Source organism: Salinivibrio sp. PR932 (assembly GCF_001996125.1).
GTDB classification, from domain to species: domain Bacteria; phylum Pseudomonadota; class Gammaproteobacteria; order Enterobacterales; family Vibrionaceae; genus Salinivibrio; species Salinivibrio proteolyticus.
This window is the reverse complement of sequence record NZ_MUFM01000005.1, coordinates 140,207-160,153: the sequence shown is the minus strand read 5'-3', so window position 1 is coordinate 160,153 and position 19,947 is coordinate 140,207. Positions and strand designations below refer to the sequence as shown.

Here is a 19,947-nt window from a genome sequence, read left to right as displayed (position 1 = left end):
ATGAGAATCCCTGCTCTCACAAGTGGGGATTTTTTATGCCGACACCGTGTCGGTGACCTTGCAGGCCGCACCTTACAGGCCGTAATGGATTCCGCCTCCGGGCACCATCTTTCGAAAAGATCCCTGCTCTCATGAGTGGGGATTTTTGTATCTATTTTTATCTCGCTATATCCACACTCACATTTATCGTCTGCCCATCTCACTTCATGTGGGTTTTCCTATCTAGCTAAGGAAAACGCCCGCCGAATCAATTAAAGTCGGCTATCTTTGTAATACATCAGTGGCAACATGATTGAGTGGGGATATCAGAGATATCAATAGTCTGTGTAGCACCCTACATTAAACCGCATACAGTACTGGTAGTATGGCGTAACACCACATTCATTCACGGACCGAACAGGCGCAAATCTCCTAGAGTGAGCATGGCAGCAGGTAGCATTAAGCTTTCGACCGAACGGCTACAAGCCGGTTTGTACATAAAACTCCCACTGAAGTGGCGTGATCACCCTTTTATGCTGAATCGTTTTCAAATTGAGAGCGATGCACAAGCCAAGGTGATTCGCTCGCTCCCGATTAGTTTCGTGTATTACTACCCAGATAAAAGCATTTCGACGCCTCTGCCTGCGCTTGCTGAGAAAACGGAAAATCCTGACGAGGTGGATCCCAACGCTATCCACCGTGAAAAAGAAGCCATGGAGCAAGAAAAGCAGAAGCGGATAGAAGAGCAACGCCGTTTTCGCGCCCGTATTCAGAAAGTACAGCAACACTACCAACGTTCCATGGCACAGCTTCGCGCTATCAACATGAAGGTGTCACAGCGCCCCCAAGCCGCCAATGAGGATGTGCGCATGCTGGTGGATAGCCTGATGGTTGTTGGCAGCGAAGCGAATGTCACCTTGCATTTAATGGACGATCCATCACTTGCGGAAGATATGTATGCGCACTCTTTGAATGTGGCTGTACTGGCCCTAATGCTCGCCAGAAGCCATGGTTACGACAATGATAAAATCCGCACGCTTTTAACCGGCGCCGTTCTTCACGATATTGGGACCAAAAAAGTTCCGTCGGCGATTATTCGTAAAAAAGAGCGCCTAACTGAACCGGAGATGAATTACTATCGCTTGCATGTTGCTTACGGCTCGGAGCTGATTACCGAGATGGATGAGTGTACGCCGAACGTGGAGAAGATCCTTACCCAGCACCATGAGTACGCCGATGGCAGTGGTTTTCCTGAGGGTCTTCAAGGGGATAAAATCGACGAGATGGCGCAAATCGTCAGCATGATGAACTTTTACGACCGGTTATGCCGCCCCCAATTTGGTGCGCCGGCACGCATGCCATTTGCCGCCCTATCTCATCTTTTTAAAGACAACAAAGACAAGTTCAACCCGCGATTACTGGCGCTGTTTGTCAAAATGATGGGCGTGTATCCACCTGGTACCGTGGTGAGGCTTTCAAGTGGTGAAACGGGAATGATCATATCGGTCAATAGTAGTGCTCTACTGAAACCCAACGTCATGCTCTACGACCCAGAAATTCCAGCAGATCAAGCGACCATTATTGATATGCGAGAGAGCGATCTAGAGATAGACACCGCCGTGCCTATCTCTAAGTTACCGCAGGAAATTAAAGATTATTTGAAACCGAGAACACGGATTTCCTACTTTATGGATGGGGATGGCTAGTGACTGGCCGACTCGACTTTTTCTATCTTGTCCGCAGCACGCTGTAATTCAACCACCAGATTGTCAATCAAACGGGTTTGTCCCAAGTAAGCCGCCACTAAGATAACGGCTTGACGACTGTCTTCTGTGACTTGGCCAAGGGTTGACGCATCACGGATATAAAACTCATCCGGTTGCAGGCCAGCGGCACGGAGTTGATCGTGCGCATCTTCAATCAGATCGTCCAAATCACGACGGCCATTACGCATTTGTGCACTCATCCAACGCATCGTTTTCGCGAGCACAGGCGCACGCTGACGCTCATCGACAGTCAGGTTGTTATTGCGAGAACTCATCGCCAGACCATCACTCTCACGCACGGTCGGCACACCGACAATCTCAATCGGCATCGCCATATCTGTGACCATTTTTCGGATCACAGCAAGTTGCTGGAAGTCTTTCTCGCCAAAGCACGCCACACTGGGCTGTACTAAGTTAAAGAGCTTAGTGACGACGGTCGCCACCCCACGAAAATGTCCGGGGCGCGATGCGCCTTCTAACATAGTAGAGAGCCCAGGGACGTCCACCGTGGTGTGCGTATCAAGCCCTTGCGGATAAAGCACCTCAGCACTCGGGGTGAAGACAAGATCGACGCCCTCTTCGCGTAATTGGGCTAAATCGTCTTCCAAGGTGCGTGGATAATTAGCCAGATCGTCTGCTCGGTCAAACTGCATCGGGTTCACAAAGATGCTTACCGCTACCACTTCACCAAGCTCACGCGCCTTACGCACCAGCGTTAAATGCCCTTGGTGTAAGTTACCCATTGTGGGTACAAACGCAATGCGTTTATCGGCTTTTCGCCACTGGCTAATCTGATCGCGCAGCGGCGCAACCTCAGAAATCACCTGCATACTCGGCCTCTCTATTTAAACGTATGTGCGGGACCCGGAAACTCGCCGCTTGCTACTTCTTTGACGTACTTAGCCACCGCTTCACGCGCGTCGCCAGTTTCCGCCAAATAGTTTTTTGAGAATTTAGGCATGTAATTGGCAGAGACACCGAGCATATCATGCATGACCAAAATTTGACCATCGGTGTCACCGCCCGCGCCAATCCCGATCACGGGGACTGACACGGTGTCAGTAATACGCTTGGCCAGTGAGGCGGGAACGCATTCCAGCAAGATGATCTGCGCGCCGGCTTTTTCTAGCGCGACCGCATCAGCGACCATTTGCTCGGCTTTATCTTCATCACGGCCTTGTACTTTAAAGCCACCAAAAATATTGACCGATTGCGGGGTGAGACCCAAGTGCGCACAAACCGGTACGGCGCGCTCGGTCAGCATTTTCACCGCATCCACCAGCCATGATCCGCCTTCAATTTTTACCATATTGGCGCCAGCTTTGATCAGCTCAGCAGCATTGGCGCAAGCTTGCTCCGGTGTGGCACAGCTCATAAATGGCATATCTGCCATCAGCAAGCTATTTGGGCTACCCGCACGTACGCAACGGGTGTGATAAGCCAGTTCTTCAACCGACACCGATAAGGTATCGCTCTTTCCTTGTAGAACCATTCCAAGCGAATCGCCTACAAGTAAAACAGGCACTTCCTGTTGCTCGAACAATTGGGCAAAACTCGCATCATAAGCCGTCAGTGATGCAAACTTTTGGCCCTGCTGCTTCCATGTCATCAGATCAGTGATTGTGATTTTTTTCATTATGTCTCCCAAAGCCTGAAACTGGGGCCCACCGATTAAGCGTGATCGCTAATACGGGTTAAACCATTACGATCGACGCGCGTCAGGCTCGCGGCGAGGGTGCTGCCGTCGGGCAAGCACAAGTCGGGGGCTATGTCGGCAAGTGGATAAAGCACGAATTCGCGCACTTTCATGCCGTAGTGTGGCACCGTCAGTCGCGGATGATCGATGACGCGATTGCCATAGAGCAAAATGTCGAGGTCCAAGGTTCTTGGCCCCCAGCGTTCTGCTTTGCGTTCCCTGCCATAATCAAGCTCAATCGCTTGCGTTGCATCCAATAGTGTCAAAGGGTCAAGGTGGGTGTCCAGCGCAATCACCGCGTTAATATAATCCGGCTGATCCGCTGGCCCCATAGGTTTACTCGTGTAAAGCGGAGATGCCGCAACAAACTGACTTTGCGGCAATTGCTTTAAGGCAGCAATCGCTTGGTTCGCCTTTTCTATCGGGTTCCCCAAGTTACTACCAATGGCGATATACACACGATTCATGACGATGAATTCGATTGTGGTTTACGTCGTCGTGGCGCTTGCTTACGACGGCGAGGCTTACGAGTGTTACTGACTTTATTAATGGCGCGGACCATTTTCTGTCGGCCACCTTGGTCGGCACGTTGGAAATCACGCCACCATGCACCTAGCACCTCGGTATCTCCACCTTCAACCGCACCACGCATTTCTAACAAATCAAATGCCGCACGGAATTTGGATTCGTCAAGCAATTTAAAGGCGCGAGCCCCTGTGCGACGCGTCATGCGCATTTGCAGTTGCCAGATTTCTCGTACCATTGCCGTGAAACGTCGCGGAATCGCCACAGTTTTCACTTGCTCGTCAAGGATGTCGTTAGCGGCCACCATAAAGGCATCGTAATAACTCAAGCCACTTTCGAAAGTCATCTCCTCAGCACGTGTTACCACGGGATACCAAAGCATGGCCGCAAACAAAAAGGCCGGGTTAATCCGTTGACTGTTGGCGATCCGTTTATCCGTGGAGCTTAAGACCTGCTCAAGCATTTGTTCGGTTTGACTGGTGTGCTCTTCGGTAAAGTGCGCCGCAACCGCAGGGAAAAGCTGTTCGAAGAGATGATACTCTCGCAACATTTTATAGGTTGCCAAGCCTTGACCTGCTTGTAGCAGTTTCAGACTTTCTTCAAACATGCGCGCCGACGGGATTTCTTGTAGCAACGGGGCCAAGGTTTCAATCGGTGCTGCGGTAGCTGGATTGATGGTCATATCGAGCTTGACGGCAAAGCGTACCGCTCGCAACATCCGCACCGGATCTTCGCGATAGCGCGTTTCAGGATCACCAATCAAACGAATAATTCGATTGTTCAGGTCGTCCACACCACCGGCGTAATCACGAATCGAAAAATCAGCGATGTTGTAATACAGCGCGTTAACGGTGAAATCGCGACGTTGTGCATCTTCATCAATGCTGCCATAGACATTGTCTCTTAGCAGCATGCCGTCTTCTGAACGCGCCGTGTGCTTACTTTTCTTTGGATCAGTGTGATGACCTCGAAAGGTCGCCACTTCAATCACATCGCGGCCGAACAGAATATGGGCAAGACGAAATCGCCGTCCGACAAGGCGGCAGTTTCGGAATAGCTTACGCACTTCATCTGGCGTGGCATTGGTGGCGATATCAAAGTCTTTGGGGTCACGCCCCAAGAGTAAATCACGCACACCGCCACCGACGAGATACGCCTCATAGCCCGCTTTATGCAGGCGATAGAGCACTTTCAGCGCATTTTCGCTGATACCTTTTCGCGAAATGCCATGTGCTTTGCGGGGGATAACTTCCAACTTAAGATCCTCTATTGCTCGTGATTTATTATCACGATTCAGAACCTTACGGCAAAAGCTGGTCACTCGATTAAAGATAGCTCACCTCGTCATTTACAGTTCGGGCCATGAAACAGCGGCATATAATATATCAGGGTGGGAAATTTTAGAATGCTGTCTTTACCTCTGTTTCCCGTGGCAGGGTGGCTATTGACCATCTTTTTACCGCTTCTGCCAATAATTCTCCCGGTTTCGCCGAGCGCCAATCTGGAGAAAATGGCATTCCCAAAAACGCTAATGCGGCGAGTAACGCTGGCATTGGGTCGGCGCGATTAATCGCGGGAGCATGATTCTGCTTAGATAACTTGTTCCCATCGGCATTGACTGCCAAGGGCAAGTGTAGATAGCGTGGTGCCACCTTACCCAGCTTTTGATACAAGGCAATGTGACGCCCTGTGGGCATAATTAAATCCGCGCCGCGCACCACATCAGTAATGCCTTGGTCAATATCATCCAAGACCACCGCGAGATTATAGGCATACAGACCATCACGCCGTTTGATAATAAAGTCTTCACTGGCAAGTGCCGCATCCATGTCTAGCGTACCGTGAAGCCGATCCTCAAAAGCGAGAATCGCAGCCGGACTTTTCAAGCGTACCGCCGCTTGCTCTGGCCCCTGATGCTTTTCTCGGCATGTCCCTAAATAGATCCCACCTGCCGCTTTAATTTGTTTACGTGTGCACGTGCAATAGTACGCCTCGCCCGAGGCTAACCACGCATCAATCTGCGCTTGGTAATCAAGCAAGTGATCACTTTGATACCGCACCGCACCATCCCAATGCAGTCCATAGGCTTCGAGTGTTTGCAAAATATCACTCGCCGCCCCTGCAACCTCTCGCGGCGGATCAATATCTTCGATTCTCACCAGCCATTGTCCATCGTGAGCGCGTGCATCTAAGTAGGAGCCTAATGCCGCGACCAAAGAGCCAAAATGCAAAGGACCGGACGGTGAAGGCGCAAAGCGGCCAATATAGTGCGTGTGCGAGGTCATGATAAGCGGGCAATCAAGGGCATAAGCCTGGTGGCAACAAGGAATAGCGCAAATTGTACGGGGATATAGCCTGAACACAAGCATACCAAGACACAAAAAGGGAGCCGAAGCTCCCTTTTATCCAATTGAGTATACCGCCAATTCACTGCATTGGCTGTCGGGGCAATTAGCCCGCCATTTGCTTTTCTTTAAGCTCAGCAAGCGTTTTGCAGTCGATACATAGCTCGGCGGTCGGACGCGCTTCAAGGCGACGAATACCGATTTCCACACCGCACGAGTCACAAAAACCGAAGTCATCGTCTTCAATGCGTTGTAGGGTTTTGTCGATTTTTTTGATCAACTTGCGCTCACGATCGCGGTTACGCAGCTCCAAACTGAACTCCTCTTCCTGCGCCGCTCGGTCAACAGGATCGGGAAAGTTTGCCGCTTCGTCTTTCATATGGTTAACCGTACGATCGACTTCTTCCCTGAGCTGATTACGCCACGCGTTGAGGATTTTACGGAAATGCTCGAGCTGTGGCTCGCCCATATATTCCTCACCAGGCTTCTCCTGGTATGGCTCTAATCCGGCAATGGCCAGGATGCCCAGCGATTTCTTTTCTTTGCTTTCTGGCATTCAGCTTCTCCTAAAAACACCTTGACATGACCCGTGTCAGTCAAATGAGGGCGCTATCTATATCAGAAAGCCTATAGGGTGGCAATCTTTGATTTACGCCCTGCTACGCCCAGTGTGAACATGTCTACACTTTTGCTGTATTCGCAACAAAAGGTACGGAATTAACCAGTATTAGCTCACTTGGCGACAACTCAGCTTGGTAACAAATTACTTCCACACCCGCCGCCACCGCGTCATTTAATAACTGATTATAGTCCGCGTCGATATGGGGGGCACCGGTGACTTTTTCAATCCCTGAATGCAAAACAGCAAACAGTAATACGGCACGATGGCCTTGTTCGACCATTGAAATCAGTTCACGCAGATGCTTTTGCCCTCGGGTTGACACCGCATCTGGGAAGGCTCCCCAGCCGTCCTCCTCTAATAGGGTGACACTCTTTACTTCTATATAGCAGTCCGTTTTGTCATCGTCACGTAATAGAAGGTCTATGCGACTGTTTTCGCTGCCATAGCGTACTTCTGTCTGTAATTGTGCATAGCCGGCTAGTTCAGGAATACGCCCAGCCTCAATCGCCTCAACCACTAAGGTGTTGGCGCGGGCCGTATTGACACAAATCCAGTGACCTTGCTGAGTATAATTGAGCTCCCAGCTATGCGGATATTTACGCTTTGCATTGTCCGACGTGGAATACCACACGGTATCGCCGGGAGTTGCACACCCCGTCATAGCGCCTGTATTGGCACAATGCATCGTCAAGGTGTCGCCATTGGCCAGCGTGACATCGGTTAAAAAGCGTTTATAACGGCGCACTAAGGTGGCCGACTGGAGTGGTGGAGAAAACTGCATGCTCAATTCCTGCTAGTAAGATCAAACGCGTGTAAGCATTGGTATAAGGCTCTCCCCTCACTATCACGCTGGCCATGTGTGGCTTGATGAGAAGGCGAAGCGTAGAGACCAAAGCGTTGGCAAGTAAATGTTAGCGGTGGTAGCGCCGGTCCGTCCAAACCTTGAACGGTTTTAACCCCTCGACGTAAAGTGATGTGAGGAGTAAACGCATGACTATCACGCTGTGCTGGCCAAGCTGCTAACTGGCTTAAGCGATGGGCCAGATCGCACAACATAGCGGACGGCGTCGCGACGGTGGCACAAGCGATGTTTGGCCCTGACCAGATGGCTAATTGTGATAATGTCAGGGAGAATGAGGAGAGACGAATAACGTTGGCCTCTTCACACAACGCTGGTAACACCGCCTCCGGCACGTCCCCTAAAAACGCTAGCGTGAGGTGCAAGTTGGCGTCAGGCACGGCGCGCCCTTCCCCCGATAGCTGATTTTTATAGTCAGCCAGCGCCTCTCTGGCAGCAAGGTTCACGCTCTCATTCAAGCCCAGCGCGAAAAATACTCGCATGGGGTCTCCTTTTGCGTCTGGTTCGTTAAAATAACCGCTTTGATTCTGACACAAAGGGCAAACGCTTGTCTCAGCTTCCGATTGATGCCGTGATTCCGCCGTTAATTGACGGCTTGCGCCAGTACCCACAAATCATTTTATCGGCGCCACCGGGCGCCGGTAAGTCAACGCGCCTGCCACTCGCACTGCTCGAACGCACCGCCTTAACCGGCAAAATCCTACTCCTTGAACCAAGACGTTTAGCTGCGCGAAACATCGCTGCTTTTTTAGCGCAACAGTTAAATGAAGCAGTTGGACAAACCGTGGGGCTGAGAATGCGTGGCCACACACAAGTCAGTGCCAACACCCGCTTAGAAGTAGTTACCGAAGGTGTCCTGACGCGCTTACTGCAACAAGACCCAATGCTAGAAGACGTAAGCCTGATCCTATTCGATGAGTTTCACGAGCGCAGTTTATACGCCGATCTAGCGCTGGCCCTAAGTCTCGACAGCCAAGCGGGCCTGCGCGAAGACTTACGTTTAATTGTGATGTCAGCGACCTTAGACAATCACGCCTTATGTCAATGTCTGCCTGACGCATTGGTACTCGCTACCGAAGGGCGCAGCTTTCCAATTCACTATCACTATCAGCCAATCGCTCGCCGTGACCAGTGGGAAAGTGCGGTGGCACGCGCTAGTCTCGACTTTATCCGACAACACTCAGGCTCGGCACTGATGTTTTTGCCCGGGATGCAGGCAATACGCCGCGTCCATCAAGCGCTACAAAACACGCTCCCCGACGACATGGATTTACATCTGCTTCACGGTAGCCTCGACTTTTCAGCGCAGCAAGCGGCTATCGCACCTGCACCCAAGGGAAGGAGAAAGTTGGTACTGACTACCAATATTGCAGAAACCAGTTTGACGATTGATGGGGTCCAGCTGGTCATTGATTCGGGTCTTGAGCGTTTGGTGACCCACCACGCGCAGACGGGTATCGATAAGCTCGTCACTCGGCATATTGCGCGCAGCTCTGCAGTTCAGCGTGCTGGACGGGCCGGACGACTCAGCGAGGGACATTGCTTACGTCTTTATAGTGAGGAGCAATTCCAGCGCCTGCCTGCGGCCCCTGATGCACCGATTCTGCGTGAAGACTTAACCGACTTGGCCCTGAATGTGATCCAATGGGGCTGTGACGTCCAAGATTTACACTGGCTTGACGCGCCCCCCGCGAAACATTGGCAAGCTGCCTGCCAAAGACTGACACAATTAGGCCTGACGGATACACGACAGACATTCACCGCGCTCGGGCAACGGGCTAGCCAATTGGCCGCCCAACCTCGCGCTGCAGCAATGCTCGCACGCGTGGAAACGGCCGCCACATCAGTGCAATCGACCGCTTGCTGGTTAGCCGCTTGGGTGGATAAACCGGTCAGAGGAAACGGATCATTATCGCTTATCGATCAGGTGCGCGCCGCGATGTCATCGCGAGAGCACCAGTCACGGGCCAAGTCGCTGGCTCACGTACTTGGCATCCGTTTGACCCATACACTCGATGAGCAGGCATTGCCGTTATTGGCCGCTTTCGTTTGGCCCGATCGCATTGCGCAATCACGTGGGCAATCGGGGCGCTTTGTGATGGCAAATGGTCACGGCGTCACACTCGACAGCCAGGATCCCCTGAGCCATGCCGACACGCTGGTGATCTGTGATGTAATGGCCAGTGAGCGTAGCGATAGCCGGGCCTACTGCGCCATTGCGTTATCCCTGACGACCTTGAGTGAGGCTCGTCCCGATCTGTTTACACACCGAGAAGTGATCGCGTGGGATGAACAGCGTGGCACGCTACGTGCAGAAAAACAGCAGTGTTTGGGAGAGCTGGTGTTTAGCCGCCAACCGCTTGATACGCTTACCGCGGAGCAGAAAGTGCAAGGGTTACTTGATGCGGTTCGTCAAAAAGGCCTTCAGGCATTGAATTGGCAGCCAGAAAGTCAGTCCTTACTCACACGGGCGCGCTGCGCACAGGCGTGGGGACTCGACATTAGGTTACCGCCTTTAAGCGATGCGGACTTGCTTAACACCCTCGATACATGGCTTGCGCCGTTTATGCACGGCCTATCGCGTTGGCAAGCACTTAAACAGTTAGATCTAAAACCAGTACTCGAAGCTTGGTTTGGGTATGAGACGACGCAACAGCTTAACGCCGCCCTACCCACTCACCTAACGGTGCCGACTGGCTCTCGCTATCGATTACGCTACGAGCCTAACAAGGCACCGGTTTTGGCGGTGAAGATGCAAGAGATGTACGGACAAGCGCAAACACCGACGCTTGCCAATGGTAAGGTAGCGGTCCAGCTAGAACTCTTGTCCCCTGCCGGGCGACCGTTACAAATAACCCAAGACTTAGCGGGCTTTTGGCAAGGGGCCTATAAAGAGGTGCAAAAAGAAATGAAGGGACGCTACCCTAAACACCTTTGGCCGGATGACCCAGCCAATCATGTGCCCACACGCAAAACGAAACGCCATTTTAACCAGAGTTAACCGATTGTATGGCTAATAAAAAAACACGCACAAGCACTAAGAAACGCACCGCGCCGACCCGTCGGACGAAAAAAGCGACCGCCAAGCCAAGCTGGACCAAGCGCTTGCTTACCTTCGGCTTTAAATGCAGTTTGGTCGGTATAGCGGCTATCGTTATCCTCGGTATTTACTTAGATGGCAAAATCCAAGACAAATTTAGTGGTCAAATTTGGCAGCTCCCGGGCGTTGTCTATGGCCGTGTGATTAGCCTGTCACCGGGGAGCGATTTTTCCTTGGTTCAGTTGCGCCAGCAGCTAGATGCACTCAACTACCAAAAAGTGCGTACCCCCAAGCGCCCCGGTGAATACTCAGCGTCGCAGACACGGTTAGAAATCATCCGCCGTCCGTTCGACTTTGAAGACGGTCCGGCCACCGCTCGGCACGCCATGCTAAGCTTTAACGGCAACCAAGTGACCAAAATCACCGAGGTAAGCAGCAACCAACCGCTAGGGCTGTTGCGTATCGAACCCAAGTTATTGGGGATGATGGAGTCTGGGATCCACGAACAGCGTTTATTTTTACCCCGGGAGCGCTTTCCTGAATTTCTGGTAGAAGCCCTGATCACAACCGAAGACCGCGACTTTTACCACCACGAGGGGGTCTCTCCAACGGGGATATTGCGAGCCTTGGTGGCCAATATTCGTGCAGGTCGCACTGTACAAGGTGGCTCAACCCTCACCCAACAGCTCGCCAAAAACCTGTTCCTAACCCGTGACCGCACCTTGTGGCGAAAAGTCCAAGAGGCCTACATGGCACTGTTGCTCGATTTTCGCTACAGCAAAGACAAAATCCTCGAGGCTTACCTCAATGAAGTGTATCTCGGTCAAAACCGCGGTGAACCTGTGCATGGATTTCCATTGGGCGCCAGACTCTACTTTGGACGTCCCATCAACGAGCTGCGCGTTGACCAACTTGCGTTGTTGGTTGGCATGGTCAAGGGGCCGTCTTATTACAACCCCTTCCGTCATCCTGAGCGCGCGAAAACTCGTCGCGATCTCGTTTTACGGTTAATGATGGAGCAAAACCTACTCACCAGCTCAGACTATGATGCGGCCGCCAGCCGCCCGCTAGATATTCAAAACACGCCCTCGCTGGCACGCCCCCAACCGGCTTACTTTGATCAGCTCAAAGAAGAAATTCGTCAAAAGGTCGGCGACAAATACGCTGCTGGTGCTGGCCTGCGCATATTCACCACCCTCGATCCTGTCTCTCAACAGGCCATCGAACGCGCGGTGACCACTAAGGTCAAAGCATTAAAAGGACGGGCCGGTAACCAACTGGAAGCCGCAGCAGTGATTGCCGACCGTCGCAGTGGCGAAGTTCGCGCCATGGTCGGCGGCGCAAAGCCCGGTTTCGCCGGATTTAACCGCGCCCTGAACGCAAAACGCCCAATTGGGTCATTGGCCAAACCGGCGGTGTATCTTGCGGCATTAAGCCATCCGACCCGTTTTCAGCTTACCAGCGACATTGACGACAAACCCATTCGTCTTGAGGGCAGTCAAGGCAGCAGTTGGCAACCGCGGAACTATGACCGTCAATACCGAGGCAGTGTGTCTTTGCTCACGGCACTGGCCAAGTCGTATAACGTGCCCACGGTGAATCTCGGCATGCAACTGGGCTTAGGTGAAGTGATTGACACCTTCGGCAAGCTGGGTGCGAATACTGATGCCATTCCACGCGTGCCATCCGTGCTGCTTGGTACATTTAGCATGAGTCCGTTTGACGTTACTCAGATGTATCAAACCCTCGGCAGTGCTGGTCAGCGCGCGCCTCTCACCGCACTGCGGGCTGTGACCACCAAAGAAGGCCATAGTCTTTATCGCAACTGGCCCAAAGCAGAGCGTGTGGTACCAGAGCAAGCCGGTTGGTTAACCTTATATGCGATGAAACAAGTCGTTCAACAAGGAACGGGCCGCTACTTGCAGCAACATCATGGCCAGTTTGCGCTCGCCGGTAAGACAGGTACAACCGACGACAACCGTGATAGCTGGTTTGTTGGCATGGATGATAAGGAAGTCACCACTATTTGGTTGGGCCGCGATGACAACCAATCAACGGGACTGACCGGTGCATCAGGGGCGTTGCGTGTCTATGACGATTACCTCACGCGCCGCGGTGCGAGCAACCTCAGCGTCGCGTGGCCTGCACAAGTCACCACCGTCACGGTGCAACATAACGCGAGTCGCTATCAACTGGACTGTTACGGTAACCAAAAACTCCCTATGTGGGATCCGAATGGTGAGTTGGCGAAACGGTGTGATAAACCAGACCCAGTCGGATGGCTGAAAGGCTTGTTTAACTGACAAAACCTAAAAGCCCCAGCTTGGATTGCTGGGGCTTTTTTAACGATCAATCAGATAGCTTCATCTTAGCCATGGATTAACCCTCGCTTAGCTGCGCAATCCGGTGCCTCGAGAAATTAATCCCCATGCCAAGGCATACAGCCCCGCAATAAACAGCAGTAAGACGCCAAACGAGGTGGTAATTCCCACATCCGAGACACCCAAAAAGCCGTAACGGAAGGCGTTAACCATATACACAATAGGGTTCAGTTTGGACACGCCCTGCCAAAACTCTGGTAACAGTGATAGCGAGTAAAAGACCCCGCCTAAATAGGTCAATGGCGTGAGGACAAAGGTTGGGATCAAGCTTATATCGTCGAAGGTTTTGGCGAAGATAGCATTGATTAATCCCCCCAGCGCAAACACCGCCGACGTCAGCACCACGGTCGTAATAACAATCAGAGGGTGCGCGATTTGCAAGTCGACAAAAAAGAGCGACGTCATGGTCACCAAGGCCCCCACAGCCAAGCCGCGACACATGCCACCACCAATGTAGCCGGCAATGATCACGTAGTTTGGAATCGGCGCGACCAACAACTCCTCAATATTATGTTGGAACTTGGCACTAAAGAAGGACGATGCCACATTCGAGTAAGAGTTGGTGATCACCGACATCATGATAAGCCCGGGCACGATGTACTCCATGTAGGTGAAACCTTCCATTTCACCAATTCGAGAGCCAATCAGGTTACCGAAAATAATAAAATAGAGGCTCATGGTAATCGCTGGTGGCACCAAGGTCTGTACCCAAATACGCGTAAAGCGGACCACTTCTTTGTGGATCAGGGTACGAAAAGCGACCCAATACAAGGCATTCATGCGTGGCCCTCCCCATTTTGCTGAATCAAGGTGACAAACAACTCCTCAAGACGATTCGCCTTGTTTCGCATCGACAGCACTTGCACACCTTGTTGCGACAACTGTTCAAATACCGGCGTCAGCCCGACTGATTTATTCACCTCCACTTCAAGGGTGTTAGTGTCGGTTTTTTGCCAATTCACGCCCTCTAAGGTGCTGAGCTTATGTCCAGGCTGCAAATCAAGAATGAAGGTTTCCGCGTCCAACTTGGCAAGCAGTGCTTTCATGGACGTGTCTTCCACCAGCTCACCCCGATTGATGATACCGATGTTTCGACACAGCATCTCCGCTTCTTCGAGATAGTGGGTGGTCAAAATAATGGTGATCCCTTGGCGGTTTATCTCACTGAGAAAGTCCCACATCGAGCGACGCAGTTCGATATCCACCCCAGCTGTCGGCTCGTCCAAGATCAATAGGCGAGGCTCGTGCATTAACGCGCGGGCGATCATCAAACGACGCTTCATCCCACCCGATAAGTTCCGTGCCGGCTCATGGCGTTTATCCCACAAGTCGAGCTGAGAGAGGTATTTTTTCGCACGCTCTTTGGCCTGAGCACGCGGCACACCGTAGTATCCAGCTTGGTTCACCACAATCTGCTGCACTTTTTCAAACTGGTTAAAGTTAAACTCTTGCGGCACAAGGCCAATTTGCTTTTTGGCTTCCACCTTTTGCGTGTCTAAGTCGTAGCCAAAAATGCTCACCTGACCTTGGGTCTTGTTGACCAGTGAGCTCAAGATGCCAATGGTGGTCGATTTTCCCGCCCCATTAGGCCCCAATAGCGCATAAAAATCGCCCTCCTCCACGGAGAGCGATACCCCTTTAAGCGCCTTGACATTGGACCCGTACGTTTTCACCAGGTCCTTAATTTCGATTGCTTTCATAAGCTCCCGTTACGTTTAAGCCATAACTTCGGTCACTTTGTGCGCGGCGCGTAATGCGTCATAACGGCTATCAAAGGTGTGATCGTCAGTGAGCCAATTTTTTACATGCAAGCGCTCCAATTGGTCCCGCGTTTTTTGGTGGGGACAGAGCAAAAAGACTTGGCAATTGACGTCTAACGCATCTTTGATGGCATTTTCCAGCGCGAGACCGACAGTCATATCAATCATGGGCACGTCGCTAAGGTCGAGGATCATGACATCAAATTCCTCAATTTTGCTATGTTGACGTGCAATCGCTTTTGAGACACTGAATATCATTGGGCCTGAGAGGTAGAAAAACAACACTTTTCCGTTCGCGCTGTCTAATAAGGCACGCTCCATATCGTTAAGCGGCACATCGTCCTCATCAGCATCACTGATCGCTTTCACTTGCTTTTCTTGCTCCCGGCTCAGGTGTTCAATCGCGATAATATTGGCGATAAACACCCCAACGCCGACTGCGACAATCAAGTCCACCAGTACGGTCAGCACCATCACACCATACATGATCACGGTTTGATGCAAACTGACTTTATGCGCACGTTGGATGAAGGTGCGGTCAAGAATATTAAAACCGACATAAATAGCGATACCCGCCAATACCGCCATCGGAATGGGCTCAGTCAGAAAGCCGGCGACTAAGATGACCGCCGCGAGCAAGAGTGCACGGATAATGGCCGACAACGGTGAGCGTCCCCCGACCTGCACATTGACGACCGTCCCCATGGTACCGCCAGCCCCTGGTAACGCGCCGAATAACCCAGCAACCATATTCGCTAACCCTTGGCCGCGTAACTCTTTGTCCGAGTCATGTTCCTCGCGAGTGAGTGAATCGGCAATCACCGCTGACAATAAGGTATCAATACAGCCTAAGGTCCCGAGAACCAAGGCATCGACCATCATGGTGGTGAGCATTTCACTGTTAAATTGAGGCAACACCAAGGTTGGCAGCCCGGTTGGGATCTCACCAATCCGGCGAATCGCCGCCAAATCAAACCATGCAATCGACAGTAAGGTGACCACAACGAGCGCAACCAGCTGCACCGGCATATAGCGCCGATAACGCTGTGGAAAGGAGAACAAAATACCCAATGTCACCAGTCCCAACAGTAATTCGCTTTGCTGAGTGTGAGCGATCAGATCGGGAAGACTTTTGAGCGTGCCTAACACCCCGCCATCAGGCGTGGCTTGGCCCAGTAAGGGTGGCAGTTGGAGAATAATCAGGATAACGCCAATCCCCGACATAAAACCGGAGATCACGCTGTAGGGCATTAAGGTCACGTACTTGCCCAGCTTGAGCGTTCCCAATATCACTTGGAACAGGCCCGCCATCATCACCACGGTAAAGCCCATTGCCATGCCGCCCTCAGGATAGCGCGACACCATGGTAGTGAGCACCGCGGTCATAATCACCGTCATCGGCCCAGTTGGCTCAGAGATAAGCGTTGAAGAGCCACCAAATAAAGCAGCAAACAAGCCCACTAAAATGGCGCCCCACATTCCGGCTTCCGCCCCCGCCCCTGACGCTACCCCGAACGCCAGCGAGAGGGGCAAAGAGATAACCGCCGTGGTGACGCCCCCAAACAGGTCCCCTTTGAGGGTCCAGTTTTTGAATCGTTCGAATTTCAAAACCTTTGATCCTTTCAAGTCGTATGCAGTTTCACGGCCATGACGGCTTTACTCACTGGCACGGGACTCACCCGGTGCGCGGGCGCCAGTATATAGGAATGTGTGTAAGATCAAATCAGGTAGGAAAACACGTGGTCAAGTTTCAAGCAAATGATTCGAAATGCGTAGAAATGTGGCAAATTTAAAATAAAAGCGTTGTAAAATAAGGTTTGCCAAAAACTTAGCAACGCTAAAAAAGAGCGAAAAGCGCGACATCACCCGCAAGGTCACGTCGCGCTATAAGGTTATGGCATCACTTCAACTAATCGGTTGGCCGCTTCAAGCGCCGGCTTACGTGTGGTGAAAATGTGTGCATCACGGACCCAATCACCTATGTGTAAGCGCTGCAATTGCTCACGCGTTTCGTCATGCGGGCACAGTAAAAACACCGTACAGTTCGCTTCTCGTGCATCTTTAATCGCGTTTTCGAGCGCCAGCCCAACGGTCATATCCAGCATAGGCACATCACTTAAGTCCAAAATCATCACACGGAACTCATTGATATGCGCATGTTGACGCGCAATGGCTTTAGAGACGCTGAAAATCATGGGCCCGGATAAATAGAAGAACAGTACTTGTCCATTACTGGCATCTAAAAGGGCACGCTCCTCATCATTCAGCGGTACCTCGTCATCCTCGGCATCACTGATTGCGCGCACTTGTTTCGCTTGCTCGCGACTGAGTCGTTCTATTACCAGTAAGTTAGCGATAAAGACCCCTAATCCCACCGCCACGATTAAGTCAACGAACACAGTCAGTGCCATCACGCCATACATGATCCCCGTCTGCTGCAAACTGATTTTGTGGGCGCGATGCAAAAAGCTCCAATCTAAGATATTAAAGCCAACATACAAGGCGATGCCCGCCAATACTGCCATCGGGATGGGCGCGGTCAACGCGCCGGCCACCAACACCACCGCAGCCAGAATAAGCGCCCGCAAAATGCCCGATAGCGGCGAACGCGCCCCCACTTGGACATTGACTACAGTGCCCATGGTAGCCCCTGCGCCGGGCAAGGCGCCAAATAGCCCTGCGATCATATTGGCAATGCCTTGTCCGCGCAGCTCACGATCCGAGTCATGCTCTTGTCTGGTCAGCGAGTCCGCAATCACGGCGGTTAACAGGGTATCAATACAGCCGAGCGTCCCGAGTACCAGTGCATCAATGACCATAGCGGTAAAATGCTCGGGGGTGATATGAGGGATCACGAGCGACGGCAGGCCGGTTGGGATCTCACCAATTCGACGAATGCTGTCCGTATCAAAGAGTACCACCGACACCAAGGTAATACTGACAAGTGCCACCAGTTGCGCGGGAATGAAACGGCGGTACTTAGCGGGAAAGTAAAACAAAATCCCCAGCGTGAGCGCGCCGAGAAAGACTTCTTTAATGTCGGCATTAACCAGTAAATCCGGCAAGGCTTTTAAGGTACCGAGGACACCACCCGATGGCGCAGCTTGCCCTAATAACGGCGCAAGTTGGAGCAGAATCAATATCACGCCAATACCCGACATAAACCCAGAAACAACACTGTAGGGCATTAAGGTCACGTACTTACCCAAGCGCAAACTGCCAATCAGTACTTGGAACGCGCCGGCCATCATCACCACGGTAAAGCCCATTGCCAAGCCGCCTTCCGGGTAGCGCGCCATCATGGCAGTTAATACCGCCGTCATGATCACCGTCATCGGGCCGGTCGGCTCTGAGATCAGGGTGGACGAGCCACCAAACAGCGATGCAAAAAGCCCAACTAAGATGGCTCCCCAAAGTCCAGCTTCTGCACCGGCGCCTGAGGCGACACCAAAGGCTAACGCCAAAGGCAATGAAATAATAGCAGTCGTCACGCCGCCGAATAGATCGCCCTTTAATGACAGTTGTGCAAATCGTCCTTTATCAAACACGCACTACCTCTACTGCGGTTAAGATCATCATGGAGCGGACAGTATACGAATTTTCTCGCATTAACCTATCCGAGCAGTCGATCGCACCGTTAACAGCGTGATCCCTCGAGCGTCATAAATGTAAAAAGATGTGAATATTGATCTCAGTATATTTCACGGCGTAACAGTGAGGTATAGTGGCAATTGATATGTTTGCCAAAAGACACGTTGCCCATGGCCAAAATCAAAGCTTTATTTGCTAACAACAAAGCATGGTCGCAAGATATTCGCGACAGTAACCCCCAGTTTTTTGCCAACTTGGCCCAAGAACAACATCCTGAATACCTCTGGATTGGCTGTGCTGATAGCCGCGTACCCGCCGAGCGCCTGACAGGATTAGACTCGGGTGAGTTGTTTGTTCACCGCAATGTCGCCAATCAAGTGATTCACACCGATCTCAATTGTTTATCCGTGGTGCAGTACGCCGTCGATGTCCTACAGATCAAGCACATTATTGTCTGTGGGCATTATGGATGTGGCGGTGTCCACGCGGCTATTGATAACCCAGAGCTTGGTCTGATCAATAACTGGTTACTCCATATTCGCGATTTGTACCTCAAACACAAACATTATCTCGGCAGCCTGCCACCCCAAGAACGCGGTAATCGCCTGTGCGAAATTAATGTGGCTGAGCAAGTGTATCATTTGGGCAATTCCACCATTTTGCGTGCGGCCTGGGAGCGCGGCCAAGACGTGAAAGTACATGGTTGGTTCTACAACACCACCGACGGTATTTTGCGCGATTTAGGCATGACCGCAGATAGCCGCGAGTCGCTGGAAGTGAACTACCAAGCGGCGATGAGTCATCTAGTGCCCGACTCTGCCGCGCCGGTTTGTTGTGAGAATTGACACAGTGCTGACACAGTCACACTTGTGATCGCGACTTAATCGTCGTACAACACCGCCATGACTCCGATCGCGCACGCTTCATCATCAACAATGCACCGCTCTCCGCTCACCATGTGGCTGATGGCGGGCATGATGCTGTTTGCGGTGCTGGTCAATGTGGCAGCGCAAGCACAGGTTTCACCGTTTCGCTCCAGCAGCCAAGTCCATGCCCTTCAGCAAACTCCGGCGCTCGTTTCTACCGCGAGAGCCAGTGTTGCCTTGCCTGCGGCATTGCCTGATGACGATACCCAACCGCCACATTTAGTCGCGATTCTTCCTCCCCCGCACATTCGCCTTGCTTGGCACCTGATTGCCTTTTTGTGCGCACTTGGGGTGTGCCTGCCACGCCAGTATCTTGCTTTTTCGCTCCCCCGTCTTGGTGGCTGGCGAGAACACAACCTGCAATATCGCTTTATTCATTCGCGTTAATCGTTCGCTTTCCTAAAGGCCGTCGCGCCTTTCCCCCAATCACAATATCGAGCTGGCGCTTGGTATTAGG

The 19,947-nt window shown here is 51.9% G+C and carries 17 protein-coding genes; 5 read left to right on the top strand and 12 right to left on the bottom strand.

The genetic code is table 11. The features are described from left to right. The first annotated feature begins 422 nt into the window (after nucleotides 1-422). Entirely contained in the window at nucleotides 423-1,685 is a 1,263-nt protein-coding gene (locus tag BZG84_RS03885) for an HD-GYP domain-containing protein (protein WP_077677988.1), read from the top strand. Here BZG84_RS03885 and panC read toward each other — a convergent pair. The 8 genes from panC to thpR all read right to left on the bottom strand — a co-directional run bounded on the left by panC (nucleotide 1,682) and on the right by thpR (nucleotide 8,274). Next, nucleotides 1,682-2,575, bottom strand: coding sequence for a pantoate--beta-alanine ligase (gene panC / locus BZG84_RS03880; protein WP_077478979.1), 894 nt, complete (start codon nucleotides 2,573-2,575; stop codon nucleotides 1,682-1,684). The genes BZG84_RS03885 and panC overlap by 4 nt on opposite strands. Nucleotides 2,576-2,586: 11 nt before the next feature. Continuing rightward, nucleotides 2,587-3,381: a 3-methyl-2-oxobutanoate hydroxymethyltransferase gene (panB, locus tag BZG84_RS03875; protein WP_077478978.1), complete on the bottom strand. Its 795-nt coding sequence runs from the start codon at nucleotides 3,379-3,381 to the stop codon at nucleotides 2,587-2,589. A 35-nt stretch (nucleotides 3,382-3,416) separates the two neighbouring features. Further along, the gene (gene folK, locus BZG84_RS03870; protein WP_069588415.1) at nucleotides 3,417-3,908 is read right to left on the bottom strand and encodes a 2-amino-4-hydroxy-6-hydroxymethyldihydropteridine diphosphokinase; all 492 of its coding nucleotides are present in this window, start codon (nucleotides 3,906-3,908) and stop codon (nucleotides 3,417-3,419) included. Then, nucleotides 3,905-5,263: a polynucleotide adenylyltransferase PcnB gene (gene pcnB / locus BZG84_RS03865; RefSeq protein ID WP_069588471.1), complete on the bottom strand. Its 1,359-nt coding sequence runs from the start codon at nucleotides 5,261-5,263 to the stop codon at nucleotides 3,905-3,907. The genes folK and pcnB overlap by 4 nt, the downstream gene beginning before the upstream one ends. A 103-nt stretch (nucleotides 5,264-5,366) precedes the next feature. After that, the gene (gene gluQRS / locus BZG84_RS03860) at nucleotides 5,367-6,251 is read right to left on the bottom strand and encodes a tRNA glutamyl-Q(34) synthetase GluQRS (protein WP_077478977.1); all 885 of its coding nucleotides are present in this window, start codon (nucleotides 6,249-6,251) and stop codon (nucleotides 5,367-5,369) included. Between the two features lie 166 nt (nucleotides 6,252-6,417). Next, complete coding sequence (gene dksA / locus BZG84_RS03855) at nucleotides 6,418-6,867, bottom strand: RNA polymerase-binding protein DksA (protein WP_069586438.1); 450 nt, start codon at nucleotides 6,865-6,867, stop codon at nucleotides 6,418-6,420. Nucleotides 6,868-6,991: 124 nt separating this feature from the next. After that, nucleotides 6,992-7,714: a DNA/RNA nuclease SfsA gene (sfsA, locus tag BZG84_RS03850; protein WP_077478976.1), complete on the bottom strand. Its 723-nt coding sequence runs from the start codon at nucleotides 7,712-7,714 to the stop codon at nucleotides 6,992-6,994. Nucleotides 7,715-7,716: 2 nt separating this feature from the next. Then, the gene (gene thpR, locus BZG84_RS03845) at nucleotides 7,717-8,274 is read right to left on the bottom strand and encodes an RNA 2',3'-cyclic phosphodiesterase (RefSeq protein WP_077478975.1); all 558 of its coding nucleotides are present in this window, start codon (nucleotides 8,272-8,274) and stop codon (nucleotides 7,717-7,719) included. A gap of 65 nt (nucleotides 8,275-8,339) precedes the next feature. On the opposite strand from thpR, the gene hrpB reads away from it, so the two are divergent. After that, the gene (hrpB, locus tag BZG84_RS03840) at nucleotides 8,340-10,793 is read left to right on the top strand and encodes an ATP-dependent helicase HrpB (RefSeq protein WP_077677987.1); all 2,454 of its coding nucleotides are present in this window, start codon (nucleotides 8,340-8,342) and stop codon (nucleotides 10,791-10,793) included. Between the two features lie 8 nt (nucleotides 10,794-10,801). Next, a complete protein-coding gene (gene mrcB, locus BZG84_RS03835; protein ID WP_077478973.1) occupies nucleotides 10,802-13,135 on the top strand; it encodes a penicillin-binding protein 1B in 2,334 nt (777 codons plus the stop codon). Nucleotides 13,136-13,222: 87 nt separating this feature from the next. Here mrcB and BZG84_RS03830 read toward each other — a convergent pair whose 3' ends face one another. The 4 genes from BZG84_RS03830 to BZG84_RS03815 form a co-directional block, all read right to left on the bottom strand. Next, the gene (locus BZG84_RS03830) at nucleotides 13,223-13,993 is read right to left on the bottom strand and encodes an ABC transporter permease (protein ID WP_069586433.1); all 771 of its coding nucleotides are present in this window, start codon (nucleotides 13,991-13,993) and stop codon (nucleotides 13,223-13,225) included. Beyond that, nucleotides 13,990-14,913, bottom strand: coding sequence for an ABC transporter ATP-binding protein (locus BZG84_RS03825; protein ID WP_069586432.1), 924 nt, complete (start codon nucleotides 14,911-14,913; stop codon nucleotides 13,990-13,992). Before BZG84_RS03825 ends, BZG84_RS03830 begins: the two co-directional genes overlap by 4 nt. Nucleotides 14,914-14,928: 15 nt before the next feature. Continuing rightward, a complete protein-coding gene (locus BZG84_RS03820; RefSeq protein WP_069586431.1) occupies nucleotides 14,929-16,581 on the bottom strand; it encodes a SulP family inorganic anion transporter in 1,653 nt (550 codons plus the stop codon). 284 nt (nucleotides 16,582-16,865) lie between these two features. Continuing rightward, nucleotides 16,866-18,521, bottom strand: coding sequence for a SulP family inorganic anion transporter (locus BZG84_RS03815; protein WP_077662327.1), 1,656 nt, complete (start codon nucleotides 18,519-18,521; stop codon nucleotides 16,866-16,868). Nucleotides 18,522-18,734: 213 nt separating this feature from the next. Between BZG84_RS03815 and can the strand changes: the two genes are divergently transcribed. Both can and BZG84_RS03805 read left to right on the top strand, forming a co-directional pair. Next, entirely contained in the window at nucleotides 18,735-19,409 is a 675-nt protein-coding gene (can, locus tag BZG84_RS03810) for a carbonate dehydratase (protein WP_077478971.1), read from the top strand. Between the two features lie 90 nt (nucleotides 19,410-19,499). Beyond that, nucleotides 19,500-19,877 (top strand): hypothetical protein, encoded by a 378-nt coding sequence (locus tag BZG84_RS03805; RefSeq protein ID WP_077478970.1) that lies wholly within the window; start codon nucleotides 19,500-19,502, stop codon nucleotides 19,875-19,877. Nucleotides 19,878-19,947: the final 70 nt, after the last annotated feature.

What these genes read in the sequence shown, in the direction of transcription:
- BZG84_RS03885 (WP_077677988.1), top strand. Translation starts at nt 423, where the DNA reads ATGGCAGCAGGTAGCATTAAGCTTTCGACCGAACGGCTACAAGCCGGT.
- panC (WP_077478979.1), bottom strand. Translation starts at nt 2,575, where the DNA reads ATGCAGGTGATTTCTGAGGTTGCGCCGCTGCGCGATCAGATTAGCCAG.
- panB (WP_077478978.1), bottom strand. Translation starts at nt 3,381, where the DNA reads ATGAAAAAAATCACAATCACTGATCTGATGACATGGAAGCAGCAGGGC.
- folK (WP_069588415.1), bottom strand. Translation starts at nt 3,908, where the DNA reads ATGAATCGTGTGTATATCGCCATTGGTAGTAACTTGGGGAACCCGATA.
- gluQRS (WP_077478977.1), bottom strand. Translation starts at nt 6,251, where the DNA reads ATGACCTCGCACACGCACTATATTGGCCGCTTTGCGCCTTCACCGTCC.
- dksA (WP_069586438.1), bottom strand. Translation starts at nt 6,867, where the DNA reads ATGCCAGAAAGCAAAGAAAAGAAATCGCTGGGCATCCTGGCCATTGCC.
- sfsA (WP_077478976.1), bottom strand. Translation starts at nt 7,714, where the DNA reads ATGCAGTTTTCTCCACCACTCCAGTCGGCCACCTTAGTGCGCCGTTAT.
- thpR (WP_077478975.1), bottom strand. Translation starts at nt 8,274, where the DNA reads ATGCGAGTATTTTTCGCGCTGGGCTTGAATGAGAGCGTGAACCTTGCT.
- mrcB (WP_077478973.1), top strand. Translation starts at nt 10,802, where the DNA reads ATGGCTAATAAAAAAACACGCACAAGCACTAAGAAACGCACCGCGCCG.
- BZG84_RS03830 (WP_069586433.1), bottom strand. Translation starts at nt 13,993, where the DNA reads ATGAATGCCTTGTATTGGGTCGCTTTTCGTACCCTGATCCACAAAGAA.
- BZG84_RS03825 (WP_069586432.1), bottom strand. Translation starts at nt 14,913, where the DNA reads ATGAAAGCAATCGAAATTAAGGACCTGGTGAAAACGTACGGGTCCAAT.
- can (WP_077478971.1), top strand. Translation starts at nt 18,735, where the DNA reads ATGGCCAAAATCAAAGCTTTATTTGCTAACAACAAAGCATGGTCGCAA.
- BZG84_RS03805 (WP_077478970.1), top strand. Translation starts at nt 19,500, where the DNA reads ATGCACCGCTCTCCGCTCACCATGTGGCTGATGGCGGGCATGATGCTG.